The sequence below is a fragment of the Rhodocaloribacter sp. genome (assembly GCF_056451265.1).
This window is the reverse complement of the sequence record NZ_JBWOPL010000035.1, coordinates 192,153-218,142: the sequence shown is the minus strand read 5'-3', so window position 1 is coordinate 218,142 and position 25,990 is coordinate 192,153. Positions and strand designations below refer to the sequence as shown.

The 25,990-nt window shown below is 66.7% G+C and carries 23 protein-coding genes; 11 read left to right on the top strand and 12 right to left on the bottom strand.

Annotated elements, in window-relative coordinates:
* Window positions 1–112: 112 nt before the first annotated feature.
* The 8 genes from trpD to AC1HIY_RS05790 all read right to left on the bottom strand — a co-directional run bounded on the left by trpD (window position 113) and on the right by AC1HIY_RS05790 (window position 8,926).
* Window positions 113–1,153 (bottom strand): anthranilate phosphoribosyltransferase, encoded by a 1,041-nt coding sequence (gene trpD / locus AC1HIY_RS05825; protein WP_479575769.1) that lies wholly within the window; start codon window positions 1,151–1,153, stop codon window positions 113–115.
* Window positions 1,154–1,198: 45 nt separating this feature from the next.
* Window positions 1,199–1,792 carry an anthranilate synthase component II gene (locus tag AC1HIY_RS05820; protein ID WP_479575768.1) on the bottom strand — a complete coding sequence of 198 codons (594 nt, stop codon included), beginning with the start codon at window positions 1,790–1,792 and terminating at the stop codon, window positions 1,199–1,201.
* Between the two features lie 31 nt (window positions 1,793–1,823).
* Entirely contained in the window at window positions 1,824–2,882 is a 1,059-nt protein-coding gene (gene trpS / locus AC1HIY_RS05815; protein ID WP_479575767.1) for a tryptophan--tRNA ligase, read from the bottom strand.
* The gene (locus AC1HIY_RS05810) at window positions 2,879–3,376 is read right to left on the bottom strand and encodes a hypothetical protein (protein WP_479575766.1); all 498 of its coding nucleotides are present in this window, start codon (window positions 3,374–3,376) and stop codon (window positions 2,879–2,881) included. The genes trpS and AC1HIY_RS05810 overlap by 4 nt, the downstream gene beginning before the upstream one ends.
* Before the next feature lie 104 nt (window positions 3,377–3,480).
* Complete coding sequence (gene trpE, locus AC1HIY_RS05805) at window positions 3,481–4,965, bottom strand: anthranilate synthase component I (RefSeq protein ID WP_479575830.1); 1,485 nt, start codon at window positions 4,963–4,965, stop codon at window positions 3,481–3,483.
* A 241-nt stretch (window positions 4,966–5,206) separates the two neighbouring features.
* Window positions 5,207–6,115: a mechanosensitive ion channel family protein gene (locus AC1HIY_RS05800; protein WP_479575765.1), complete on the bottom strand. Its 909-nt coding sequence runs from the start codon at window positions 6,113–6,115 to the stop codon at window positions 5,207–5,209.
* A 31-nt stretch (window positions 6,116–6,146) separates the two neighbouring features.
* Window positions 6,147–8,024, bottom strand: a complete 1,878-nt coding sequence (locus AC1HIY_RS05795; protein WP_479575764.1) for a chloride channel protein — start codon at window positions 8,022–8,024, stop codon at window positions 6,147–6,149.
* A gap of 221 nt (window positions 8,025–8,245) precedes the next feature.
* Window positions 8,246–8,926, bottom strand: a complete 681-nt coding sequence (locus AC1HIY_RS05790; protein WP_479575763.1) for a class I SAM-dependent methyltransferase — start codon at window positions 8,924–8,926, stop codon at window positions 8,246–8,248.
* 166 nt (window positions 8,927–9,092) lie between these two features.
* Here AC1HIY_RS05790 and AC1HIY_RS05785 point away from each other — a divergent pair, with 166 nt between their 5' ends.
* From AC1HIY_RS05785 to AC1HIY_RS05735, 11 genes are all read left to right on the top strand, one after another.
* On the top strand, window positions 9,093–10,382 hold the full coding sequence (locus AC1HIY_RS05785) for a thioredoxin domain-containing protein (RefSeq protein WP_479575762.1): 1,290 nt from the start codon (window positions 9,093–9,095) through the stop codon (window positions 10,380–10,382).
* Between the two features lie 165 nt (window positions 10,383–10,547).
* Window positions 10,548–12,575 (top strand): transketolase, encoded by a 2,028-nt coding sequence (tkt, locus tag AC1HIY_RS05780; RefSeq protein ID WP_479575761.1) that lies wholly within the window; start codon window positions 10,548–10,550, stop codon window positions 12,573–12,575.
* Between the two features lie 185 nt (window positions 12,576–12,760).
* The gene (locus AC1HIY_RS05775) at window positions 12,761–13,201 is read left to right on the top strand and encodes a methyltransferase family protein (protein ID WP_479575760.1); all 441 of its coding nucleotides are present in this window, start codon (window positions 12,761–12,763) and stop codon (window positions 13,199–13,201) included.
* A gap of 37 nt (window positions 13,202–13,238) precedes the next feature.
* Window positions 13,239–14,606: a 16S rRNA (cytosine(967)-C(5))-methyltransferase RsmB gene (rsmB, locus tag AC1HIY_RS05770; protein ID WP_479575759.1), complete on the top strand. Its 1,368-nt coding sequence runs from the start codon at window positions 13,239–13,241 to the stop codon at window positions 14,604–14,606.
* Between the two features lie 301 nt (window positions 14,607–14,907).
* Entirely contained in the window at window positions 14,908–16,032 is a 1,125-nt protein-coding gene (locus AC1HIY_RS05765; RefSeq protein ID WP_479575758.1) for a PorV/PorQ family protein, read from the top strand.
* A gap of 135 nt (window positions 16,033–16,167) precedes the next feature.
* Entirely contained in the window at window positions 16,168–16,407 is a 240-nt protein-coding gene (locus AC1HIY_RS05760) for a hypothetical protein (protein WP_479575757.1), read from the top strand.
* Window positions 16,404–16,610: a DUF2283 domain-containing protein gene (locus AC1HIY_RS05755; protein WP_479575756.1), complete on the top strand. Its 207-nt coding sequence runs from the start codon at window positions 16,404–16,406 to the stop codon at window positions 16,608–16,610. Before AC1HIY_RS05760 ends, AC1HIY_RS05755 begins: the two co-directional genes overlap by 4 nt.
* Window positions 16,611–16,753: 143 nt before the next feature.
* Window positions 16,754–17,113 carry an antibiotic biosynthesis monooxygenase family protein gene (locus AC1HIY_RS05750; RefSeq protein WP_479575755.1) on the top strand — a complete coding sequence of 120 codons (360 nt, stop codon included), beginning with the start codon at window positions 16,754–16,756 and terminating at the stop codon, window positions 17,111–17,113.
* Window positions 17,114–17,205: 92 nt separating this feature from the next.
* A complete protein-coding gene (locus tag AC1HIY_RS05745) occupies window positions 17,206–18,222 on the top strand; it encodes a glycosyltransferase family 2 protein (protein ID WP_479575754.1) in 1,017 nt (338 codons plus the stop codon).
* 69 nt (window positions 18,223–18,291) lie between these two features.
* A complete protein-coding gene (gene mtnA / locus AC1HIY_RS05740) occupies window positions 18,292–19,350 on the top strand; it encodes an S-methyl-5-thioribose-1-phosphate isomerase (RefSeq protein ID WP_479575829.1) in 1,059 nt (352 codons plus the stop codon).
* 220 nt (window positions 19,351–19,570) lie between these two features.
* Entirely contained in the window at window positions 19,571–20,344 is a 774-nt protein-coding gene (locus AC1HIY_RS05735) for an energy transducer TonB family protein (protein ID WP_479575753.1), read from the top strand.
* Here the strand turns inward: AC1HIY_RS05735 and AC1HIY_RS05730 are convergent.
* The 4 genes from AC1HIY_RS05730 to AC1HIY_RS05715 are packed head-to-tail and all read right to left on the bottom strand — an operon-like array spanning window position 20,319 to window position 25,928.
* Entirely contained in the window at window positions 20,319–21,770 is a 1,452-nt protein-coding gene (locus tag AC1HIY_RS05730; protein WP_479575752.1) for an RsmB/NOP family class I SAM-dependent RNA methyltransferase, read from the bottom strand. The genes AC1HIY_RS05735 and AC1HIY_RS05730 overlap by 26 nt on opposite strands.
* A gap of 35 nt (window positions 21,771–21,805) precedes the next feature.
* A complete protein-coding gene (locus tag AC1HIY_RS05725; protein WP_479575751.1) occupies window positions 21,806–23,773 on the bottom strand; it encodes a TonB-dependent receptor in 1,968 nt (655 codons plus the stop codon).
* Complete coding sequence (locus AC1HIY_RS05720) at window positions 23,770–24,375, bottom strand: hypothetical protein (RefSeq protein ID WP_479575750.1); 606 nt, start codon at window positions 24,373–24,375, stop codon at window positions 23,770–23,772. Before AC1HIY_RS05720 ends, AC1HIY_RS05725 begins: the two co-directional genes overlap by 4 nt.
* Complete coding sequence (locus AC1HIY_RS05715) at window positions 24,375–25,928, bottom strand: hypothetical protein (protein ID WP_479575749.1); 1,554 nt, start codon at window positions 25,926–25,928, stop codon at window positions 24,375–24,377. The genes AC1HIY_RS05720 and AC1HIY_RS05715 overlap by 1 nt, the downstream gene beginning before the upstream one ends.
* Window positions 25,929–25,990: the final 62 nt, after the last annotated feature.

Below are 25,990 nucleotides of genomic sequence, written 5' to 3'. Positions count from 1 at the left end.
AATCGTTCGTTGAAGTGGTTTCTGAAGTCACGCATCGGGGTGTCCTCCGTGGTTAGTTATGGTTATGGTCTGGGATGGCGCAGGGGATAAGAGGGGGCGAGCCGGGGCGCGCTCATGTGGGGTGAGGCGCCTGGTTCGAGACGTCGATGAGGGCGTCGAGGCGGGCCTGGGCCGCGCCCGTGTCGATGCTTGCGCGCGCGGCCTCGAAGCAGGCGTCGAGGTCCTCGAAGCGGCCGCTCGCGAGGAGGCCGTACGCCGCGTTCAGGAGCACGACGTCGCGGCGCGGACCGGGACGACCGGCGAGCACGTCGCGGATGAGGGCGGCGTTCTCGCGGGCGTCGCCGCCGGCGAGGGTGGCGAGGGGCGCGCGCGTCAAGCCGTGCGCCTCGGGCGTGACGCTCCGCCGGGTGATTCCGGCGGCCTCGCCCGCCTCCGGCGCGCGGTGCTCGAAGAGGGTCGTCGGCGCGGCGATCGAAAGTTCGTCGAGGCCGTCCTCCGCATGCACGGTCAGGGCGTGCTTCGCGCCGAGCCGCCCGAGGATGCCCGCCATCATGCGGGCCACGTCCTCGTGGAACGCGCCCACGAGATAGCGGCGCACTCCGGCGGGATTGCACAGCGGGCCGAGGATGTTGAAGAACGTTCGGACGCCGAGCGCGCGCCGCACGGGCATCACGTGACGCAGGGCGGGGTGGAAATACGGGGCGAAGAGGAACGCGAGACCCGCTTCCCGAAGGCAATATTCGACGCCCTCCTTGCCGAGTTCGGCGCGCACGCCGAGTTCGGCGAGCACGTCGGCCGAGCCGCACTTCGACGACACCGAGCGGTTGCCGTGCTTGGCGACGGTCACACCCGCGCCCGCGCACACGAAAGCGGCCGCCGTCGAGATGTTGAACGTCCCGCTGCCGTCGCCTCCGGTGCCGACGATGTCGAGCGCGTCGGGATCGTCCACGGCGACGGGCACGGCGTAGGCGCGCATGACGCGGGTGAAGCCGGTGAGTTCGTCGAGCGTCTCGCCGCGTGCGCGCAGGCCCATGAGCAGTCCCGCCGTCTCTTCCGGCGAGGCGTCGCCGCGCATCATCGCGTGCATGGCTTCTTCGGCCTGCGCCTGCGTGAGCGACTGCCGGGCTGCGATGATCTTGAGGAAGGCTTTCATCGGAAGGCAAACGGGGTGGGGGAAAGACGACGGCGCGCCGGAGGCTTATCCGGGCACGTTCTCGTGAAAGGCCGCGACGCGGGCGAGCCAGTTCGCGATCAACTTCGGTCCTTCTCGGGTGAGGACGCTCTCCGGATGAAACTGTATGCCTTCGACGGGGAGGCTGCGGTGCCGAAGGCCCATGATGACGCCGTCGCCGGTCTCGGCGGAGACTTCGAGCGGCTCCGGGAGCGAGGCCCGGTCGATGACGAGCGAGTGGTACCGCGTGGCGATGAAGTCCTGCGCGACGCCTTCGAAGATGGTGCGTCCGTCGTGGCGGACGGGGCTCGTCTTGCCGTGCATGAGCGTCGGCGCATGCGTCACCGCACCGCCGAAGACCTCTCCGATGGCCTGATGCCCGAGGCACACGCCGAGGATGGGCACGTGCGGGGCGAGCGCGCGGATGAGTGCTTCCATGATGCCCGCTTCCGAGGGGCGTCCGGGGCCGGGCGAGAGGAGGATGCCCTCGGGCGCCATCGCCCGCACGTCGTCGACGGTCACTTCATCGTTGCGGACCACCTCGACGCCCGTCGCCCCGCGCGCGAGCAGATGCACGAGGTTGTATGTGAAGGAGTCGTAATTGTCGAGAACGAGGATCATCGGTGGAGAGGGTGCTACGGTGAAAAATACTTCAGAGGGTGCGGAGGAGGCCCACACATTCGCGCGCGCGCTCCATGTACGCTTCCGCCTTCTCACGGCCCTTGCGTCCGCCCTCGCGGAGGACGTCCATGACGTAATCCGGGTGGCTTTCGAGTTCGCGTCGTCGTTCCCGCGCCTCGGCAAAGTAGTCGGAGATCAGACGAAAAAGTTCCTTTTTGGCATGTCCGTACCCATAGCCGCCCGCCCGGTAGGCCGCCGCGATGCGCGCGCGCGTCTCGTCGTCGGCGAAGAGTTTGATGAGGGCAAAGACGGTGCACTTCTCCGGGTCTTTCGGCGCTTCGAGCGGCGTCGAGTCGGTGACGATGCTCATCACCTTTTTTTTGAGCGTCTTGCCTTCGTCGAAGATGCCGATGGTGTTGCCGTAGCTCTTCGACATTTTCCGCCCGTCGAGGCCGGGCACGACGGCCACGTCTTCGAGGATGTACGGTTCGGGGATGGGGAAGAGGGGGGCGTCGGGGCAATAGGTCAGGTTGAAGCGCTGGGCGAGGTCCCGTGTGATCTCGATGTGCTGTTTCTGATCCGCCCCGACGGGCACGAGCGTCCCGCCGTAGATGAGGATGTCGGCCGCCTGCAGGACGGGGTAGTTGAACAGCCCCGCGTTGGCCGGGAGCCCCTGCGCCACCTTGTCCTTGTACGAGACGGCCTTCTCGAGCTGCGACACGGGGGTGATGTTATAGAAGAGCCACGCGAGTTCGGTGACCTGCGGGACGTCGCTCTGAAGGAAGAGGTTGGCCCGCGTCGGATCGAAGCCGAGCGCGAGGTAGTCGAGGGCCACGTCGAGGGTGTACTTTCGGAGGGCCTCGGCGTCCTTGAGCGAGGTCAGCGCGTGGTAGTTGACGATGAAGTAGTAGGCCTCGTATCGCTTGTGGAGGGCGATGTGCTGCCGGAGCGCGCCGAAATAGTTGCCGAGGTGGAGCGTCCCCGACGGCTGTATGCCGGAGACGACGACGGTCCGTTGCGGCTGATCGGCACTGGTTTTCGGCGCCACGGCAGACTCGGGGAGCGGCGGGGTGGAGGCGGGCGTTTTCATGAGGCGTTCGTCGTTCCGGTCTTCGCTGTACGGCGGCGACGGCTCGTATGCGTGCGGAGCAGCTCGAGGCGGTCGCGACTGTTTTGTTTTACGACGCCGAGGATCGCGCGCGTGCGCATCTGATGCTCGACTTCTTGCTCGGCCTCGACCCGCTCGTGAAACGCCTCTTCGGCATCGAGCAGGTTGAACAGTATCTCGTCGTCGTTCGAGCCGGGAGCGAATGCGGCGGGATCGAGATCGACTCCGCTGTAGGCGATGCCGCCGTTGCTGAGCACCGTCTCGCTCAGCTTCCCGATGTCGGCGCGGAGCGTCTTCATCGTCGCGTCCAGTTCGGCGGCGATGGCGCGGTCGGCGAGGTGATCGACGGCGTGCCGGTAGGCGTACATGAGCACGGTCAACTGCCGGATGAGCGGATTGAGCCGTTCGACGGTCTCCTCCCGGCTGATCGTGCGCCCGGCCCAGCCTTTTTTGAGCAATGCTTCCTTCAGTCCCATGTTCGTGTTGGTTGGGTTTCGAGATCGTTTCTGGTAAGGTATGAAAGCGAAGCGGTATCGGTGTATGGATGTATGCCGAAAACGGTGTGCGGTTCGGCGGCGCGTCAGAGCAGCCCCTCCGCGGCCACGTGCATCGCGCGGTAGAGCGCCCGCGCCTTGTTCACGGTCTCCTCGAACTCGAAGGCCGGATCGCTGTCGGCCACGATGCCCGCCCCCGCCTGAATGTAGATGGTCCGGTCCCTGACGAGCATGGTCCGTATGGTGATGCACGTGTCCAGATTGCCGGAGAAGTCCACGTAGCCCACGGCGCCGGCGTAGATGCCGCGCCGCGTGGGTTCGAGGGTGTCGATGAGCTCCATGGCGCGGACCTTCGGCGCGCCGCTGACCGTTCCGGCGGGGAAGCACGCCGCCAGCACCTCCATCGCCCCCCGGCGCTCGGCCAGCAGGCCGGAAACGGAGGAGACGATGTGCATCACGTGCGAATACCGCTCGACGTAGGCATACCGGTCGACGGAGACCGATCCGTACCGGCAGACGCGCCCGAGGTCGTTCCGGCCGAGGTCCACGAGCATGAGGTGCTCGGCACGCTCCTTCGGGTCGGCGAGGAGCTCGGCTTCGAGGCGGGCGTCCTCGTCCGGGGTCTCGCCGCGCTTGCGGGTCCCGGCGATGGGGAGCACCTCGGCGCGTTCGTCCTCCACACGCACGAGCACCTCCGGCGACGAACCGATGAGCGAGAACCCGTCGAAGTCGAGGTAAAAGAGGTACGGCGAGGGATTGACTTGCCGGAGGGCGCGGTACAGGTTGAACCGGTCGCCGGTGAAGGTCATCGAGAAGCGCTGGGAGAGGACCACCTGAAAGATGTCGCCCTCATAAATATGCCGGCGCGCCCGTTCGACGGCCGCCTCGAAGTCTTCCCGGGCGAAGTTCGAGCGCACGTTTTCGCTCGTGAGCGTGACGGGCTCCGGGCTCTCGAACGACGCTCCGAGTTCGGCTTCGAGGCGGGAGAGACGCGCCCGCGCGTCGGCATACGCTGCGTCCAGATCCGTCTCGGGTTCGACGAATGCGCTCGCCATGAGGACGAGTTGGTGCTTGACGTGGTCGAAGGCGACGAGGGTGTCGTAGAAGCACCACACCGCATCGGGCAGGTCCTGGTCGTCGGGCGGGGGATGGGGAAGCCGTTCGATCAGCCGGACGACGTCGTAGCCGAGGTAGCCCACCGCCCCGCACGTCAGGCGCGGCAGGCCGGGCACCTTGAGCTCCGTATACCGGTCGAGCATTCTTTGGAGCACCGAGAAGATGTCGCCCGCTTCGGGGGTCTCCCGCCCGTCCGTCTCCACGGTCACGGCTGCGCCGCGCGCGCGCACGATGCGGTAGGGATCCTTGCCGAGGAACGAGTAGCGCGCCAGCTTCTCCCCGCCCTCGACGCTCTCGAGGAGAAAGCCGTGCCGGCCCGAGCGCCGCAGCGCCAGGAACGCCGAGACCGGCGTCAGCAGATCGGCGCTGAGGCGCTTGTGGACCGGGACGACGAAGCGCGGGACGCCCTCGGCCCGATGGGCCTCCGCCAGCGTGCGGAACTCGTCGCGTGTCATCATGGCTTCGGAAAGACGTTGGCCTGCATAAAAAAACCCACTGCCGTTCGAGCAGTGGGCCGTCAACGCTGGAAGGAACCGCCGGCTCAGGCGCGCGCCGTCGCGCGACCCACTGCAAGATGTGCGGGCCGCCACCAAAAGCGATGGGGAAACGTTGCGGATGCCGGTGCGCGGTTCATGGCGGGAAAATACGACGGCGGTTCCTGAGAATCAAACGCTCGCGCGCTTCTCTGAGGGCGGCTCATGAGGAGGTCTCCGGTCGGGGCACGGGGCCGAACTGCGGCGTGTCCGGCATCGAGACGCCGACCATCGGATACGCCAGCTCGATGCCGCCGTGTTTCTTGAACTCGTCGAGGATCGAGAGCGTCAGCGCGTGCTCGGTCCCCCGGCGCTTGCGGGCCTCGCAGAGGTATCGGAGCGTCAGCCGCACCCCGTTCTCGGCGATGCGAACGTAGACGAACGGCGAGAGGATGCTGAAGTGCACGAGGTATTCGCTCGTCATCTCGCGGATCTCCCGGGCCGCCTGCTGTTCGACGATCTCGGCGGAGATGGCGGCGAGTTGAAGCATGATGTCGTGCGCCGCCTGCCAGTCGCTACGGAAGGTGACGGTCACCGGAAGTTCGTTCCAGATGAACCGGAACCCGCGCGTATAATTGAAGGCGGCGTGCATGAACACCCAGCTGTTGGGCACGTGCACGATGCGCCCCGTGCTCTGGTCGGCGTCGACCCAGTTGCCGATCTCCATGAGCGTCGTCCGCAGCACACGGATGTCGATAACGTCTCCCCGGATGCCGTTGATCTCGATGCGGTCTCCGATCTTGTACGGTGCGATGAGCCCGATCCGGATCCACCCGACGAAGCTCAGGAGCGCCTCCCGCAGCGCAATGGCAAGCCCGGCGCCGATGAGCGTGAGCACCGTCAGCAGCCCGCGCACGTCCGGCGAGAGCAGCACGAAAATCGCCGTGATCGCCAGCGCCCCCCCGATGCGACGGATGATCTTGACGGCGTTGTACAGGCGGACGGGATCGGTGAAAAACCGCCTGGCCAGCCGCTGCGCCAGCCGTACGAACACGTAGAGGACGATCAGCGTGGCGGCAATGTAGAAGAGCCTCGACAGAATCTCGTTCTCGATCTGGAAAGAGAAATTCACAATGTCCTTGAAGCGGCTCATAGGGCATGTGTCAAGCGGCCTGATCTTCCCGCTTCATGCGGAGGAAGGCCCGATAATATTCGCTGATCAGATCTCCCTGGCGGATGAATCCGACGATCTCTCCCTCCGGATTCACGACCGGCAATTCGGGATACCCCGTGCGCTCGAAGGTATCCATCACCGTCTCCAGGGTGTCGTCGAGCCGGACCGAGGCGAAGGGCTGCTCGATGTCCTCGGCGATGACGAGCTTACGGAGCAGGTCCTCGGATTGCAAGAGCGACTGCACGTCGTCGAGCAGCACCAGCCCCGAGTACTTGCGTCCCTCTTCGGGTTTAGAGGCGAGCACCGGAAGCACCACCTCCTGCGTGCGCGTGAAGACGCTCAGGATCTCGTCGAGCGTATTCGAGGGTTCGAGCACGTGGAAGTGCACGGGATACTTGATGACGTTCCGGACCAGGATGCCGCTGAGCAGGTCGGGCAGCAGCGCATCCCGGTGGGCGGGCGAGTCGGTGTACGACTTGACCTGCTGCGTGTAGAGGCTCCATCGCTGGATCATCAGGTGGATCAGTGTGCCGCCGAAGATGAGCGGGACCAGCAGGTTGTAGCTCCCGGTCATCTCCGAGATCATGATGGTGGTGGTGATCGGCACGTTGGCCACGCCGGCGAAGAACGTCGCCATGCCGATCATGACGTAGGCTTCGGGTTGATGGATGAAGGTGGGAAAGAGCGCGTGCAGCCCTTCGCCGAAGAGCCCGCCGAGCATGCCGCCGATGACGAGCGAGGGGGCAAAGACGCCGCCCGAACCACCGGAGCCGATGGTGAATGAAGTGGCGAAGATCTTCGTAAAGGCGAGCAAGGCCATGAACAGGAGCGGGAGGTTGCCATACATCGCCTGTTGCAGCCACCCGTAACTCGAGCCGAGCACGGCGGGGAACCAGAAGGCGATGACGCCGACGAAAAGGCCGCCGATGGCCGGTTTCACGTGCGGCGGCAGCTTGATGCGGTCGAAGAACGCGCTTTTCGAACCGTAGAAAATATCGACGTACAGGATGCCGATGGCGGCGCAGAGCATCGCAAAGAGGATGACCGGGAGCAGTTCGAGCGGGTTCACGAAGTGAAACTCCGGGACGGTGAAGACCGTGCCCGACCCCTCGACGGTGCTGAAAATGGAATATCCGGTGATCCCCGCGATGACGGCGGGCATGAGCCCCTCGCTCTCCAGGTCTTGCCGGTACAGCACCTCCACCGCGAAGAAGGCGCCGCCCAGGGGCGAGCGGAAGATGCTCCCGACGCCCGCCGCGATGCCGGCGATGAGCAGGATCCGGCGCTCCTGTTCGGAGAGGCCGAGCTTCTGCGCCATGACCGACGCCAGCGACGCGCCGATCTGCGCGATGGGACCCTCCCGACCCGCACTGCCGCCGGTGCCGAGCGTGACGGCGGAGGCAAGGGTTTTGATCAGCGGTACACGCGGGGCGATGATGCCTTTTTCATGATGGAAGGCGCGGATCACGGCGTCCGTGCCGTGTCCCTCGGCCTCGGGCGCGAACGTGAAGACGAGCCAGCCGGAGACCAGACCGCCGAGGGTGGGGACGAAGAAGAGCAGCCAGCGCCGCGCGGGATGAAGCGCCAGGCCGAGGTCGAACGGCTCACTTCCGGCGCCCTCACCCCCGGGCAACGGCGCGTGATACCCCACCAGGTCGACCAGAAAGAAGCCGGTCATGTGCTCGACGAGATAGGCGAAAACCAGCGCGCCGACCGCTCCGATGATCCCGACGAGCGAGGAGTAGATCATCCACCGGCCGGTGATCCGCCACTCGAAGTGAAGCTCGAAAAGGTGCCGGGTGTGTGGATACAACCCTTTCGCAAAATCAAACGTGCGTTTCGGGTTAAACCTATCCTTTAAGCCCATGGCTGTCGGCTCGGTTCACTGCGGAGGGGAGGTCGTGGGGGACGGACGCATGCGCCCGCCGCTTCGCAAGCGCTCACGCGTGGAAACAAACAAGGTAGGCATCCCGGAAGAAAAAACGAGGTCTCGCTTTCCCATGCCCCCTCATCTTGACGGAAGATTCCATAAACGGAAGGTCTACCGTTCCTCCGGCGCAAGGAGACGGCCCTTTTGGGGGGCGTTGTTCATACCGCCTTTCGGCCCGAGACGACCTCCGAGGGGAAGCCGCACTGGCTCACGAACGAGCGGCTCACCTCCACGAACCCGGCCTCCTCTGCGTAGGAGGAGAGATGGATGCTCCGGCACCCGCCCAGAAAGATGGGGTGAAGCCGGTACAGGCGCTCCCAGAGACGCTGTCGCCGGTTCCGCCCGGCGGTCATGTGGAACGAGACCAGACGTCCGCCCGGGCGCAGGACCCGGTGAAACTCGCGCAGCACACGCGTGAAATCCGGACGGGGGAGAAGGTCGATCATGTATCCCGTGAGAACAAGGTCGAACGCACCGTCGGGGAAGTCGAGTGCGTATGCGTCCCCGAGGCGCAGGTCGCAGCAGGGGTGAGCGGCGCGGGCGGCGCGTCGCCGGGCGCGGCGGAGCATGGCGGGGGTGAGATCCACGCCGGCGAGGCGTCCGTCCGGGTTCAGGCGGAGGAGCTCGCGGAACGAGAGGCCCGTGCCGACTCCCACTTCGAGGACCGCTTCACCGCTGCGCACGCGGGCGACGTCGAGGGCGCGGCGGCGGGCGCGCGAGGCGACGAGGGCGGCCAGGAGGTCGTGCCCCGGAGCAATCCACGTATACAGACGGGGAACCTCCGCCTTCGCGAGGAGCGCGGGGGCACAGGGCGCGGACGGGGCGAGAGCAACGGACATGGCGTCTGTGGGTTGCGGCGTCAACGGAGCGTCAGGGGACGGGAAACATCGCTTTCGGCCGGGGATTTGTTTCTTTATCTTAACGAACTCACACGAATTCAACCGGGCGTCCGACCGATCCCGCCCCGGAGGGACGACGGAACGCCTGCACCAGCCCCGAAACCCCATGGTCGCAAAAAAGAAAGACACCGCTTCCCCGGACGCCTTCGGCAGCCGGCCGTTCGCGGATCGGTTCGTCGCGTACCAGCCCGCGCTCGACCGCCTGCTCTTCGTGCTCGGGCTGCTCGGCATCCTCGTCGTCGTGCACCTCTGGCTTCAGACGGGACGTGGCTTCGACCGGGGGTGCCTGGGCTTTTCGGAGCCCTCGCCCACCTTCGATTGCGAAGCCGTGGTCGGGAGTGAGGCCGGAAAACTCTTCGGGGTCTCGAACATCGTGTGGGGATTGCTCTATTACCTGTTCGTCGCGTGGATGGGAGCTGCCGTCCTGCTCGTCGAAGATGCGCTTCGGGTCAAGATCAAACAGGCCCGGGCGGTGCTCATCACGTTCGGCTTCCTCTATTCCGCCTATCTCTTTTTCGTGCAATACGTGCAGATTGGTGAGTTTTGTCTCCTTTGCATGATCTCGGCGCTGATTGCCGCCACGCTCTTCGGCGTGCAGGTTTTCGCCCTCGTGAAGCGTCCGCCCGGTCTCACCGGCGACGTGCGCGCCCGGCTGAAGGGAGAGTCCCGGCTGTATTCCGGTCTCGCGATGGCGTTCGTGCTCCTGATCGTCGCCGACGTGGCGTATTTCAAGAGCCTGCCGCCGCCTGCAACGGCGAGCGCCGCACCCGTGGCGGCGGTGGAGACCCCCGGCGTTCGGGCGACCACGGAGACGCCCGCGCCGGGTGCGTGCCGGTACAAGCCGGACGCGCCCGTCGTGGAGGATTATGAACGCTTCATCAGTATCGCCGACCCCTTTCAGGGCCGGAGGGATGCGCCGGTCACGGTCATCGAGTTCTTCGATCCGAGTTGCCCGCATTGCAAGGCGTTGCACCCGATCATGAAGCGGGTCGTCGAGGAGAACAAGGATCGGGCGAAGTTCTATTTCGTGCCGTATCTCGTCTTTCCCTATTCGATGCTTCAGGTCGAGGGGTTGTACGTGGCGGCGCAGGAGGGGAAGTATTTCGAGATGATCGACGCGCAGTTCGCCCGTCAGCGCAAGGGCGGGCTTGACATGCGGGCGCTTCGCGAGATTGCCGCCGAACTCGGGCTCGACCCGGACCGTTTTCAGGCGAGCGTCGAGCAAGGGGCGCACCTCGACCAGGTACGGAGCATCCGCGAGGACCTCCGCGCCCTCGGCATTCGCGGCGTGCCCACGGTGCTGATCAACGGACGCGTGGTTGACGCCGCTTCACGATCGGAGCGTTGCCTCTCTGAACTGATCCGCGAAGCCGCCGAAGCCGACGCCGGCCCGTGAGAACGGTGTGCCGCGTGCGGTCGTGCCCCCGGAGGGCGAGCCTCTTTTCCCAAAAATTTATCACCCGCCGCCGGGCAACCCTCGCGCCGTCGTTTGTATGTTGGGCGTCGTCATGCCGGCGCACGGTATGGCCCGAGAGTCTCCTTCCCGACAGCCCGATTTGCCATGTCCTCCGACGTTTCCACTGTTCCCGAAGCTTCAACGACTAATCTCGACCAACGCTGCATCAACACCATTCGTTTTCTCGCCGTCGATGCGGTGGAGAAGGCTCACAGCGGGCACCCCGGCATGCCGATGGGGGCTGCGCCGATGGCATACGTGCTCTGGGATCGCTTCCTCAAGCACAATCCCCACGATCCCGGATGGCCGGACCGGGACCGCTTCGTCCTCTCGGCCGGGCACGGCTCGATGCTCCTCTACGCGCTGCTGCACCTGACGGGCTACGACCTGCCGATGGAGGAACTCATGCGCTTTCGTCAGTGGGGATCGAGGACGCCCGGCCATCCGGAATACGGGCATACGCCCGGCGTGGAGACGACCACCGGGCCGCTCGGGCAGGGCTTCGCCAACGGCGTCGGGATGGCCATCGCCGAACGATACCTCGCCGCGCATTTCAACCGTGACGGCTTCCCGGTCGTCGATCATCATACGTACGGCATCGTGTCCGACGGCGACCTCATGGAGGGCCTCTCGCACGAAGCCGCCTCGCTCGCCGGACACCTCGGCCTCGGCAAGCTGATCTATCTGTACGACGACAACCACATCTCCATCGACGGAGACACGTCGCTCGCCTTTTCCGAGGATGTGCCGGGGCGCTTCGAGGCATACGGCTGGCACGTGCTGACGGTGGCCGACGGCAACGATCTCGAGGCGATCACGGCGGCGCTCGAAGCGGCGCGGGCAGAGACGGAGCGGCCCTCGCTCATCGCGGTGCGGACGCACATCGGCTACGGCAGTCCGCACAAACAGGACACCGCTGCCGCGCACGGCGCTCCGCTCGGCGAAGAGGAGGTCCGCCTCACGAAGCGGCGGCTCGGGTGGCCCGAAGACCAGACGTTCTATGTGCCCGAAGACGTCCACATCCACATGCGGCGGGCCGTCGTGCGAGGCGGGGACGCGCAGGCGCAGTGGGAGGTGATGATGGAACGGTACGAAGCGGCGCACCCCGACCTGGCGAAACGGTTCAACGACTGGCTTGAAGGGACGCTTCCCGAAGGATGGGACGCCGACTTCCCCGTGTTTCTCCCCGGCGAGGAAGTGGCGACCCGGAAGGCGAGCGGGGCGGTGCTCAACGCCATCGGGCGGAAGATGGAGAACCTCGTCGGCGGCTCGGCGGACCTGACCCCCTCGAACAATACGTTTATCGAGGGGCGGGTCTCGCAGTCGCGCGTACGGCCCGGCGGTGGGTACTTCCACTTCGGCGTGCGCGAACACGCGATGGCGGCGATCTGCAACGGCATGACCCTTCACGGAGGGCTTCGCACGTATTGCGCCACGTTCCTCGTCTTCAGCGACTACATGCGCCCCGCCGTTCGGCTGAGCGCGCTCATGGGGCTGCCGGTGATCTACGTCTATACGCACGACTCCATCGGCCTCGGCGAGGACGGGCCGACGCATCAGCCCGTCGAGCATTACCTCGCGCTCCGGGCCATTCCGAAGATGACGTTCATCCGTCCCGCCGACGCCGCCGAAACCGCCGAAGCGTGGCGCGCGGCGATGCTCCGCACGGACGGTCCGACGGCCCTCGCGCTCACGCGGCAGAAGGCGCCCGTGCTCGATCGCTCGCAGCTCGCGCCCGCCGCCGGCCTCCACCGAGGCGCATACGTGCTCTCGGACGACGACGGCGTCCCCGACGCCATCCTCATGGCCACCGGAAGCGAGGTGTCTCTGGCGCTCGGTGCGGCGGAACGTCTGCGCCCGCTCGGGAAGAAGATCCGCGTCGTGAGCATGCCGTCGTGGGAACTGTTCGAACGCGAGCCTCGCGATTACCGGGAGGCGATCTTTCCGCCCGAAGTGGAAGCGCGCGTGGCCGTGGAGGCGGGCGTCACGCTCGGATGGGACCGGTACGTCGGGCCGAAGGGGCGTGTCATCGGGGTGAACCGCTTCGGGGCTTCCGCGCCTTACAGAGAGATTTTCGAGCACTACGGGCTCACTGTGGAACGGGTGGTGGAGGAGACCCTCGAACTGCTTTAGAGGGCCGGAAAAGCACTGCTCGACCGCACCCTTGCGAGCGCCGACGTCGGTGGAGCGGGGGTCCACCGGATGGAAGCTTCGGCCATGGGCGTGAGGGCGCCGGGCGGCACGTGTTTGTTACCCGTATACGCTTCGGAAACGAGTCATCCCCGACTCCGGTCGGAGATCCATTGACGGGCATTGTGATGAACCATCAAATCAAATCGTACGGGTTTGTGGTGGTGCAGTTCGGGTGCATCCTTTTCCTTCTGGCGACGGGGCGGGTCTGGCCGGACGCGTGGGGGCCGCGTCTGGCGCTCGTCGTCGGGGTGGCGCTCGGGCTGTACGCCGTCGCGGTCATGCGCCTCGGGCGCTTCAACGTGCGCCCGGACGTGCGCCCGGACGCCGAGCTTCGCGTGAGCGGGCCGTATCGCTGGGTCCGACATCCCATGTATACCTCTGTGCTTCTGACCACGCTCGCTCTCGTGTGGGGCGACTTCTCTTTCGTCCGTCTTGGCGTCTGGGCGCTCCTGGCGCTCGACCTTATCCTCAAGGTGCGGTACGAGGAACATCTGTTGTCCGAGCAGTTTGAGGCATATGCCGCGTATCGCCGCCGGACGAAGCGCCTGATCCCGTGGGTTTACTGAATCCGTTTCCCGCCACGCCGCCTGTCTCCGAAGCCCCTTGAACGCAAGATCTCGAACGCCGGAACCGCCCGCAAGCGCACGCGCCCTCGCCGTGCGTCAACTCGACCGCATCGAGGTGGGAGGGGCGTATGTGGGGGTGTCGGGCGTCGTCGATGCCGGGAGCGATCCCCGCACCGAGCGGCAGGCTACCGAGTACGTCTTCGGCGTGACGCGGTGGCGACGATGGCTCGACTTCCTCATCGCGCATTTCTACCGGGGGGATTATGAGAAGATGGAGCCTACCCTTCGGCAAATCCTCCGCATCGCCGCCTACGACCTCCTTTTTCTCCATACGCCGCCCCATGCGTCTCTGAACGAGGCGGTCGAACTGGCGAAAAGGATGGTGCGTCCGGGGGCGGGGCGGCTGGTCAACGGCATCCTCCGTGCGATGGTGCGGCGCATGGATCGGCTGCCCGAGCCGGAGACCGGCGATCCCGTCGAGGACCTCGCCCTCCGGCATTCGCACCCGACGTGGATGGTCCGCCGGTGGGTGGCCCGATACGGAGAGACGGAGACCGTCGCGCTCCTGACGTGGAACAACGCGCGGCCCCTCTTCGGCCTGCGGATCACCGCGCGGGCCGACCGTTCGGCGGTGCTTGCCGAGCTCGATGCGCGCGGGGTGGCGTGGGAGCCCTCCCCGTACCTCGACGATTTCGTGCGGGTGCGCGCTCTTCAGCCCGTGCTCCGCGCGGGTCTCCTCGCCGACGGGCGTGTGGCGGTGCAGGACGAGAGCGCCGGGCTCGTCGTCCGTCTTCTCGACCCGCATCCCGGCGAGACGGTGCTCGACGTGTGCGCCGCGCCGGGCGGAAAGGCGCGATATGCCGCCGAGCGGATGGCGGGGATGGGTCGGGTGCTGGCCTTCGACGTGAACGAGGCCCGGCTTCGGTTGCTCTCCGACGCCGCCCGAGAGGCCGGTCCGGCGATCCTTCACACCGAAGTGGCCGACCTCCGCACGCTGGCCGCCCGCGCCGACGCGCCCACCGGCCACCGCATCCTCCTCGACGCGCCGTGCTCCGGCCTCGGCGTCCTCGCCAAGCGCGCCGACCTCCGCTGGCGAAGAACCCCCGAAGAGATCGCCGAACTGACGGCCCTTCAGGATGAACTCCTCGACGCTGCCGCTCGTCTCGTGCGCCGCGGAGGGCTGCTCGTCTATGGCACGTGCACCATCGAGCCGGAGGAGAACGAGGACCGCATCACCGCGTTTCTTGCCCGCCGTCCCGATTTCGCCCTCGAATCCGCGCAGGGCTATGTGCCGGACGAGATGGTGACCCCCGAAGGGTTTTTCGCCACATTCCCCCCGCGTCACGGCATCGACGGCGCCTTCGGGGCGCGCCTGCGGAGAAAGAGCCGGCAGCGGGAGGGGTGACGCCGGCGGCGCGGGTAGGAACATGTGCTTCCGAAGGTCATATGGTTTCGCTCCACGGCGCGAGGCGCTGCCGAAAGGCATTGCCCTTTTCCGGGCTATCTCCGATAATGCGGATGCCTCATGGGTTGCCGGGCCCCGCGCGGTGTACTATCATCATCCCCGCTCGCCTTTCCCTTCACCCGAATGTTTTGCCCTTGACCCGAACCGGTACGAACCGATACGTAAATTAACGGATCACGCAAACCCGTCCGGGGCTGTCCGGAGGGGTTCGCGCGTCAAGCTGAAACCAGGGGCAATGGCCATGAACGCCGATCAACCTCGTCGCATTTCGGGAAGAACCGTGTGCATGGCGCTCGCGGGGGCGCTTTTCCTCTCCACATTCGCGATCTCCGGAGCCCACGGGCAGAAGGTGGCCAAATACGGTGCGGACTTCCTCGCGGGCGGCGTCGGCGCGCGCGCGCTCGGCATGGGCGGGGCTTACGTGGCCGTGGCGAACGACGTCACGGCGGGTTACTGGAACCCGGCGGGGCTGAGCCGGATGCTCGCGCCCGAGATCGCGTACATGCACGCCGAGCGCTTCGCGGGCGTCGTCTCGTTCGATTACGGAAGCGCCGCCTTTCCCATCAACGCGCGCTCGACCATCGGCTTCTCGTTCTTCCGCAGCGGCGTCAACGACATCAAGAATACGCTCGACGCCTGGGATCCGGAGCGCAACCAGCCGCGCCCCAACCCCGATCAGTTCTTCCGCACCTTTTCCGCCGCCGACTTCGCGTTCTACATGAGCTATGCGCGGGCCCTGAACGAGCGCTTCTCGTTCGGCGTCACCGGCAAGGTGATCCGGAGAAACATCGGCGACTTCGCGAACGCCTGGGGCTACAGCTTCGACGTCGGCGTGCAGTATCGCGGCGATCACGTCGTGCTCGGGCTCAACGTGCAGGACGTCTCGACGATGCTTCAGAGCTGGAGCATCAATGCGGGGGAATTGAGCAACATCGAGGAGGTCTTCGGCGATGCGCTGCCCGAAGGGGGAACCGAGCTCGTGCTCCCCGTGGCGCGCTTCGGCTCGGGGCTCATCCTCCCCGTGGGCCTCGACAATACGCTCACGCTCGGCTTCGACGTGGACCTCGCCTTCGACGGGCAGAACGCCTTCGTCCTCAATGCCGGCGACGTCTCGTTTCACCCGCGCTTCGGGGCGGAGTTCAGTTATAAGGGCGTGCTCGCGTTCCGGGGCGGGGTCAACCGCGTCCTCTCGAACAACGGAATCAGCCTCACCCCGTCGGTGGGCACGGGACTGAACCTGAAGCAACTCAGCATCGACTACGGCTTCGGGGACTTCGCCGGGCTGAGCTCCGACCTCGGCTTCTCGCACCGTATCTCCCTCCGCCTCCGCCTCGAACGCCCGGATTCCGGGGAAGCGTCGGAGTGATTTTTTGTATCTTGTTGGGTGCGGGGCTTGAGATAGGCGCCCGGGGTATCTGTCACCCACCCTGGGCTAAGACAGGTTTCAAGGGGTTGGTCGCACCCACGAGCGAATGTAACTGTCTGGGCGTATCTTTCTCGCATGAAGCAGACGGAATACTTCAAGCGGCGTGTGCTCTCGGGGCGTCCTTACATTCGGCTTGATTGGTGCGAACAGACGGTCCAGGAGCCGGAGGCGACCGAAGTGCAGCCGGATGGCCGTATCCGTTACTGGCGCTTCTTCCCCGAACACGGCAAGCACTTACGCGTCGTAACCCTGTCCGACGGTGAGACGCTGCACAATGCCTTCCCGGATCGATCATTCAAACCGGAAGAGTCATGACGTTTGAGTATTTCCCCGATACAGATACCCTCTACATTGCGCTTCGCCCGGGTCCGAGCGTGGATGCCGCGGAAGTGGCGCCCGACGTTGTTTTTGACTTCGACGCCGAAGGCCATGTGATCGGCATGACCATCGAACGCGCGAGCGAACGAGCGGACCTGAGTTCATTTTCGGTGACGAAGATTCCTGCTCTGGCGGCATAAGTTGGGATCAAACGTGCGAATCGGCTTCTCGCACCGTATCTCCCTCCGCCTCCGCCTCGAACGCCCGGATTCCGGGGAAGCTTCCGAATAATGCCCGCACCGGATGACCCGGCGCCGGGAAGGTATCTCAGGCGCAGGGCCGTGTGCTCTTCGACACATACCGCATCTCAGATAAAAGGATGGAAGACCCTGTGAAATTTGGTATGCAAGCGGTTCTAACTTCTGTGCCGGGGAAAGGAGCCGAGTTGGCTGACCTCATGTTGCAGGCGTCTCACATCGTCGCATCGATGAAAGGGTGTGAACTATACCTGGTTCAGCAGTCCCTTTCCGATGAACACGAGATCCTGATCACGGAACTCTGGACCCGTAAGGAAGACCACCAGGCATCTCTGGCCCATACGGCGGTAAGAGCTCTTATCAACAGGGCGAGGCCGATAATTGCAAGCATGGACGGGAAACCGGCCCGGCTGATCGGCGGGCATGGGGTCGCCGGGGATGCCTGACAGGTATTTCCGACGCCGCCTTTCTCGCGCCGCGATGGTATATTGTCTGGCCGTCCACCGAACACCGTCGCGGAAACCAACGCACGAGCGCCATGCGACCCGAGGAAACGAAACAGAAGCGGGAGGCGGTCGCTTTCGTCATCCCGCTCTACAATGAGGAGGAAGTTTTCCCGATGCTCTTTCGGGAGATCGAGGCGTTCCGGCGGACGCACCCGGAAGTCACGGAGGTGGTCTTCATCGACGACGGGAGCACGGACGGCACGGCGGAGCGCGTCCGGGCGCTGACCGAGGGGCGGCCCGGCTATCTCTTGCTTCGCTTCTCGCGCAACTTCGGGCATCAACTCGCGATCACGGCGGGGATGAACTTCGTCACCGCGGACGCCGCCGTGATCCTCGACGGCGACCTTCAGGACCCCCTCTCGGTGGTCGAGGAGATGATCGCGCGATGGCGCGAGGGGTACGACGTGGTGTACGGCGTCCGCCGCGAACGGGAAGGCGACGACTTCCTCAAACGCACCACGGCGCGCCTCTTCTACCGCTTCTTTCAGCGCATCACGGACATCGACGCGCCCCTCGACGCGGGCGACTTCCGGCTCGTCTCACGCCCGGTGCTCGACGCTTATCGGCAGATGGAAGAACAACAGCCGTACGTGCGGGGCCTCATTGCGTGGCTCGGCTTCAACCAGATCGGGGTCGAATACGTCCGGCCCGCGCGCGCGGCGGGAACGAGCAAGTATCCCATCCGAAAGGCCATGCAACTCGCACTCGACGGCATCGCCTCCTTCTCGAGCCGCCCGCTCCGCTATGCCGTCCGGATCGGCGTCGGCGTGGCGATGCTCTCGGTCGTGGGCCTGGTATGGGTGCTCCTGGCAAAGTACGTTTTTCACAACACCATCCCCGGCTGGACCTCGATCATCTTCGTGGCCTTCTTCTTCGGGGGGCTTCAGCTTTTTTTCCTCGGCGTGGTGGGTTCGTACCTGGCCCGCGTTTATGACGAGGTGAAGGCGCGCCCCCGGTACGTCATCCGGGAGCGATGGACCTCGAACGCTCCAGGCCCCGGACGGGAACGCGAAGCCGACTCGACCGTCGTGAGGATCCGGGAACGCTAGCCTCTCCCGGCGGCGCGATGGCCCGATGCCCCACCAACGATCTCCACCAGCAGCCCTCAACGCCCCATGATGATTCCCCCGCTCCACTGGAACGACGACGCCGGACGCGTCGATCTCCTCGACCAGACGCTTTTGCCCGTCGAGGAGGTCTGGCTCCCCATCGAGACGCCGCAGGCGATGGCCGAGGCGATTCGGATGCTGCGGGTGCGGGGGGCGCCGGCCATCGGGGTGGCCGCGGCGTACGGGGTCGTGCTCGCGCTCTGTGAAGGCGACTATGCGCCGCCGCATCCGGTGGCGCTCGAGGCCGCCGACTTGCTGGCCGGGACGCGGCCCACGGCGGTGAACCTGTTCTGGGCGCTCGACCGGATGCGGGCCGTCGTGGCGGATGCGCCGAAGGCGTCGCAGGCGGAGCTGCGGGCGCGGCTGCTCGAAGAGGCGCGCGCCATCGAGCGGGAGGATCGCGAGGCCGGGCGGAAGCTCGGCGCCTACGGGCTCTCGCTCTTCGAAGACGGGATGACGGTGCTCACCCATTGCCACGCCGGAGGGGTGGCCACGTCCGGCTATGGGACGGCGCTCGCGCCGCTGCTCCTCGCGCGAGAGCATGGACGGCGGCTGCGCGCCTACGTGGACGAGACGAGGCCGCTCTTGCAGGGAAGCCGCATCACCGCGTGGGAGCTGATGCGCGCCGGCGTGCCCGCCACCGTCATCACCGACTCCATGGCCGGGCACGTCATGCGCGAGGGCCGGGTGGACGCCGTGATCGTCGGGGCCGACCGTATCGCCGCCAACGGCGATGTGGCGAACAAGATCGGGACGTACGCGCTCGCCGTCCTCGCCCGGGCCCACGGACTTCCGTTCTACGTCTCCGCGCCCCTCTCGACCATCGACCGCCGGACCCCCTCGGGCGCGGACATCGTGATCGAGGAGCGCGACCCCCGAGAGGTCACCCATGGCTTCGGACGACAGACCGCTCCGTCAGGCGTCGCCGTCTACAATCCCGCCTTCGACGTCACGCCCGCGGAGCTCGTCACAGCCATCGTGACCGAGCGCGGCGTCCTCCGCCCCCCCTATGAGGAGAGCATCTCGGCAGCGTTCCGGTCGGCACGGACGGCGCTTTCTGAGGGTTGACGAGGGAGGCGGGAGGATTCGAAACAGGGCCGCGGCTTCCCGGCGAAGGACGCCCGCGTTTCGGATCTGAAAAGCGACGGTTGCGGAGGGCAATGGGAGCAAACGCGCGGGAGACGGGTATGCCCCCGGAGAGATTCTTGCAGGTTTTCCGGAGGAAGGCGATTCCTTCTTTTATCCCACGTAAGGGAGACTGCGACGGCATTCGGGAGCGAGACGGCTCATGAAGTCAAAATCGGCCATGAAGAAGAACGACTGGGTAGCGCTGGGGGTCAGCCTCGGCGTGCACGCGCTTCTCGTGCTGGCCTTATCGGTCATCACGGTGGCGGCAGCCGACGAACAACCGATCGGTTTCATCGAAGTGGACTTCGGTCCGCTCGCGCAGGGGCGTCCGGTCGAGCGCGCCGTAGAGACGCGCCCGGCGCCGGCGGAGGAGCCGGAAGCGCCGGAGCCGGAGGCCGAAGAGCCGCCCGCCGCCGCTCCCCCCGAGGACGTCAAGCCGGTGGATCTCCCGGATCAGCCGGAGCCCATCGTCGATGAGGAGGTCGTGGACACCCCCGAGGCGGAGACCATCGCGCCCGAGGCGCAGAACAACCCGGAGGAGGTCGCCGAGCCGGAGCCCGAGCCGGAGCCCGAGCCGGTGAAGCCCCTGGGCGGAGGCGCCGAGGACGGCTCGACGGGTGCGGAGGACGGCGACCCGGGTGAGGCGGCCGACGAGACGAAGACCGCGCCGTTTCAGATCGAAGGGCTGAACCGCGTCCCGGTGAGCACGGCGCTCCCGGTGTACGCCGAACAGCGGAACGCCGTCATCAGCGTGCGCATCACCGTGGATCCGCAGGGGCGCATCGTGCGGCGGATCCCGCTCCTCAAGGGCAGCCCCGCGCTCGAACGCGCCGTCATGGACGCACTCCTCCGCTGGCGCTTCAACCCGCTCCCGCCGAACGCGCCTCAGGAGCCTCAGACGGGCGTCATCACGTTCCGCTTCCGCCTCCAGTAGCCGGTCCCGGCTTTCGGTGCACGCCCGCCCACGTCTTCGGGAAGAGGCTCTCCATACGCCCGCCCGCACCCTCGGGACGAAACAGCCCGACGCCGTACGTGTGGCCGCGATGCCGGACGAGCACGTATCCGAACCCTTCGCACCGCGCCGCTTCCGTGGCCGTGAGCCGCACCTCCCGCCGGTCGAGATAGGCCCCGAGTTGCTCCGCGCCGAGCATGACGACGTTTCGTGTGGCGGCGTGGCCGAAATGCATCGCCGCCTGCGTGGTCAGCTTCGGATGCCGGAGCGCCGTCTTGAGGAAATACATCCCCGTCATGTCCGGCGAAGGTTTTGCGGGGGGGCGGTGAGCCCGCGCGACGACGGAAATGTATTTGTCGTTGGGGCGGAAGAAGGCGCACTCCTCGAAGACCGCGCGGGGAAAGCCGAAACGCGCTTCGAGCGAGGCGAGGACTTCGCCGGGAGCGATCGCGCCGGGGAGCGTAGGCGGCGGGTCGGGAGCCGGGACGTCGGCGTCGGGAGCTTTTTCGAGGACGGCCACGAAAAAGCCCCCGGTGTCGTTGTGATGCGGCCAGATGCGAAGGGCGTGGCGGAGGTCGTCGGGGAACGTCTCGCCTTCCCATGCGGTGAGGCCCGGCGTGGTGTGAAAGCCGGGAACGGAGGCGGGGAGCAGCCGGACGGCGTCGCCGAAGGTCCGGAGCGTCTCGGTGACGACGCGCTCGTTCTCCTCCGGGGCGAAGGTGCACGTGGCATACACGAGGCGTCCGCCGGGGCGGCACCGCCGGAGGGCGCGGGCGAGCATCCGCGTCTGTATCCGGCTCATACGGAGGCTGTTCGCCCGGCTCGACTGCGCGACGACGCGGGGATGTTTGCGCGCCGTCCCCTCGCACGAGCACGGAGCGTCGAGGAGCACCCGGTCGAAGCCGCCGCTTGCCTCGGGGAAGGCGGCGGCGTCGTGACGCGTGACGCTGACGTTGAGCAACCCGAGACGGTCGACCGTCGTGCGAAGGACGTTCAGGCGGCCCCGGCTCAGGTCATTCGCGACGACGGTTCCCGCATTCCGCATCGCCACGGCGAGTTCGGCGGTCTTGTTTCCGGGCGCGGCGCACAGGTCGAGCACGCGCGCGCCGGGACGCGGGGCGAGGAGCATCGCCGGGAGCATGGAGACCTCTTCCTGGATGTGGAAAAGTCCGGCAAGGTACGATGGGAGATGGGCCGCTGTCGCTCCCTGCTGAAGGCGGAATGCGCCGGGATGCCATGCGATCGGCTCGGGGACGCATCCCGCGGCCCGCAGCATCTCGACCAGCGTCCCGGGGGTCGTCCGGAGCGTGTTCGTCCATACGCATACCGGCAACGGACGGGCGAGCGCTTCCGTGAAAGCCTCCCAGTCGTCGATGATCGGGCGGTACCGCTCGAAGGGTTCAAACATGTCTGAGGGTTGGGTCTTTCGTCATCACGCCCCGGTCATCTCCCCCCGAATCGCGCTTCGAGGTGGAAATACACGGTCAGGTTCGTGACGGCTCCGGCGGGATGGGGACGATACGCGCCGTTCGTGAGATTGTGGAACGAGAGGGCGGCGCGGAGGTGATCGCGCCAGAGGCGTTTTTGCACGGAGAGGTCGATCATCAGGTAGGCGGGCCGCTCGGAAGGGAAGCGCCCGCCGCTCTCGAAGTCGGCAGGGCGAAAGCCGGGCCACAGGGTCTCCGACTCGAAGCGGACGCGCGCGTACAGGCTCAGTCGGGCCACAGGCTCGAAGCGGACCGTATAGCTCGCCCGATGTCTCGGGACGCCGGCCCAGGCCTCCCGGAACGCCGCGTCAGCGCCGGAGACGGGACGGAGGAAGGCATAGGAGAATCGCTGGTCGAAAGGGGCCCACGGGCGCCATCGCACGCGGGCGGCGGCTCCGAGAACCTGACCGGCGACACCGATGTGGACGACGGTGCGCGGGGCAAATCCGGGACCGTCCGGATCGAGGTGGAAGGCGGTCGTGGCAAGCGTCAGCCCGCGAAAGAGGCGGTATGCGCCCGTGACATGCACTTCGAGCGCGGGGGAGCGGCGCCATCGCCAGGAGAGATCGCCGGTAAGCGTTCGGCTCGAAAGGAGGAAAGGGGGGAGGCCGAGATCGGCTCCGCTTCGCTCGAAGAAACGGAAGCCTCGAAGGGTCCACAACCACGGCGTGTCCTCCTCGTTGGGCGTCCGGACGGCATAGGCCAGGGTGAAGGTGAACGTGTGTGCGGGCGCGGGGCGGAGGACGCTCGTGGCGAGGCCCTCGAAACCGAGGCGGCCCGAAGCGAAGGCGTCGCGCGGGGCGCGGGTGAGGTGGAGGGCGACTCGGTGCGTCCAGGCGGGGGCGGGACGAACGGCGAGACGAACGAAGACGCCGGGGAGCGTGATCGAGCGCCGCGTCAGACGGTCGGTCGTCAGGACCCGCCGCGCATCGAGCGAAGCGCCGAGGGCGAGGCGCGCGCGGCCCGGAGCGAAGCGCATCTCGACGTTCCCGCGCAGGCGGTCCTGCCGCCAGTCCAACACGAAGCCCCGTTGATTGGGGCGCGGGTCGTGGTCCGTCGAGGAGAACCGGAGGCGGTACCGGAGTCCGGACGCTTTGCCCGGGGAGAAGTCGCCGTAGAGACCGGCGAAGCGGAAATGCTCATCCGTCGGGACTTCGATGCCGAGGGGGTCGAAAAAGCGGAGGTCCTGAAACCGGGTTGTCCCGGCGAAGAGCCGGTGGCTTCCGCGGCGACCGTTCAGCCCGAGCATGATCGACGGGGCAAAGACGAACAGGCGCGCTTTCTTGAGGCCGACGTACACCGACCGAACCCTCGGGTCGATGACCGCATCGGTGGCGTGGTGTTCGTCCGCCTTCCATCCGGCGCGCGCGAACCAGCCTTCCCCGGCATACGAAACCTCCGCGAGGTACGTCGGCCCGATCCGGTCGATGTTCGGGGAGGCGAAGGCGGTGTATCGGAACGGTCCGGGGTCGCCGACTTCGTTTCCGGCGGAGACGTGCCCGCGCACGGACCATCCCTGCTCCGGCTGTCGCGTGTGCAGCAGAAGCGCGCCCGCCGGCGCAAACGTCCCGGCGATCTCGACCGGGCGGCTGATCACCGTGACGCTGTCGATCTGAAGGGCGTGGAGCGGCAGCGTGTTCAGGTTCTTCGCCCCGAACGAGGACAGGTCCACGGGCAGTCCGTCGACGAAGAGCGTCCATGCGGGGGACCGGCGCGGGGCGAGGCCGAAGGCCGAGGCCGCCGTGGCATAGCCGTCGACGGAGACGGCGCTCCACGTGTCGATCATGGAGAAGAGATCGCTCAGGCGCGTCGCCCCCGAGGCTTCGATCTCGGCGGCGTGGATCACGAAGGCGTCCGTCTGCGCGCGGGCGGGCGTCGCGGCGAAGACGAGCGCCGCGATGAAGAAGGCGCACCGGCGTTTCATCGCAAAAACTCCCGCAGCCACTCCGGCGTGCGCATCCGATACGTCACGCCCGCCGAGACGTGGAAAAGCTTGAGGCGAATGAACGTGAAGACTTTCGTATAACTCCCCGAGACACGCACGGCCATTCGCCCGGAGAGGCGCAGGCTCAGACTCGAATGGAGCGCGAGGGCCAACTCGCTCTCGTTCCGCACGCCGGCGAACGTGTCGTCGTCGAACATCATCCGGTAGTTGCCGACGCGGAAGCCGTTCTGCCAGGTGAGGCGCGGGGCGAGTCTGAGCCGAAGCCCCCATCCCGCATAAACGAGGAGCGCATCGAAGCGAGGCACGGCGCCGGTTTGAACTCCGTATCGGTGGAGAAGACCGCCTGCCTCGGCGAAGCCGAGGTAAAAAGGCGTCGTCACATTGAGGCCCCCGCCGGGTTCGGCGCGCCAGAATTCGTGAAGGAAATTGCGGTTCACGTTCACCGTGCCCGTCACGGAGAGTTCGAGGGTCTCGAAGGGTTGCGCCTGAAGCGGGAGCGCGCATGCGCAGAGACAGAGCGCCGCCGCCGCATGGAGCGCGCGCAGGGGGGGCCTCGGAGCGATGAAGGACGGGTGCGGCATCAAAAGCGGAGCCTGAAGTTCTGGTCGAACGTGAGGCGGACGCCGAAAGCGGCCAGCCCCACGAAGCGCGTCTCGTCCGCCCCCTCCACCGCTCCCTTGTTCTTCGTCACGTTGACCCCGAGGTCGAGGCGGATCCACCATCGGGGGTCGCGCTGAAAGAAGAGCCGCGCGCTCGTCCGGACGGTCCGCTCGACGACGCCGTCGAGGATCGTCGGGACGTCGGAGTCTTTGGCGGGGAACGGCTGCCGGATGTCGCGTTCCCCCTGTGCAAGCACGTCGAGGCGGGGGGTGAGCATGAGGCCGGGGACGAGGTACAGATCGGCGAAGGCGTGCGCGTGGACGTAGTCGCTGAACTGGGTGGCGAGGCCGCGAAGGAGGTAGAGGAAGCGGCCTTCGGGCTGGATCGTGTTGTACGTCCGCGCGGCGACGACGTCGAGGCCGCCGCCGAGGTCCAGGTTTTCTCGGGCGGCATAGACGAGCCGCCCGGTCATCGCGAAAGAGGCCGGCTCCTGCCCGTTGAGCACGTCGAAGTCGTCGAACATGAGCTGTCCGTGGAGGGTGAGCCGTCCCGCGTGCAGCCAGATCAGCCCGGCTACGGCGCCGTTGTTTTCGTCGTTCTTCGGGCGGTTGTCCACGACGAAAAAGAAGGGGTTGGCGGGGTTTAGATATTTGAGCGAGACCCCCGAGTTGCCGCCCGAATAGATCGCCGACTCCATGAGGCTGAGGACGAGGTTCGGGGTGGGCCGCCAGTCGAAGCGGTGGGCGGCGAAGAACCGCCGCTCGCTCGCGCGCACCGAGTCGTCCCCGGCGATGCCGGTGTATCGCCCGTCGGCGGTGATGCTGTCGAGTTCGCCGAGGAGGCTGCGCAGGGAGAGGCGGGGGCCGCCGAGCCGGAGGTTGAGTTGGTCGTACGAGCGGGGGTTGTCGCTCAGGACGACGCCGGGGCCGCCCGGCAGTCCCCAGTGGTTGGCGAAGCGTCCGAGGTAGAGGGAGGCGAAGGGCGTGTGTGCGCCGGCATAGCTCTCCTCGCTCCGTGCCGTGAGCCGCCGGACCGCGTCGAGCCCGTCGGGGTCGCGGTCGTAGTACAGGTCGTGACGCGCCCCGAGCTGGGCGACGAACGGCCCTTTCTCGACGAAAACCTGTGCGAAGACGTTCTCGAAGGCATGCGCCTCTTTGCCGAGGGGACGGAGGCCGTCGAGGCGCCGGGTGTTGGCCGCCGAGCCGCCGCCGCCGAGCTGAACGCCGAGCACGGCCTCGTCGGGCGAGAGCGGGCGCTCGCGGAAGCGCGCGTCGAGCTGCGCCACCCACGCCGCCTCGACCGACGAGAGGGCGCGGCGGTCCACGGAGCGAAGCGCTGCCGCCACCTCGCCGTAGCGGTACGGGAGCGCCGTCGGGTGAAGATCGAGCAGCCGTCCGCGTCGCTGCAGCCGCTCGATGTATCGATACGCGGGGTCGTCGAGCGGGATGAGTCGGTTCGATTGCGCCCGCGCTGCGCCGGAGAGGGCGAAGGCGGCCATCAAGAGCAGGAGGAGGGCGCGGGAGCGACGGAGCATGGCAAGCGTTTCGGAACGTGAGCGCGCAAATTAGGGGCGAGGCGCGCGGAAATCAAAAGCGG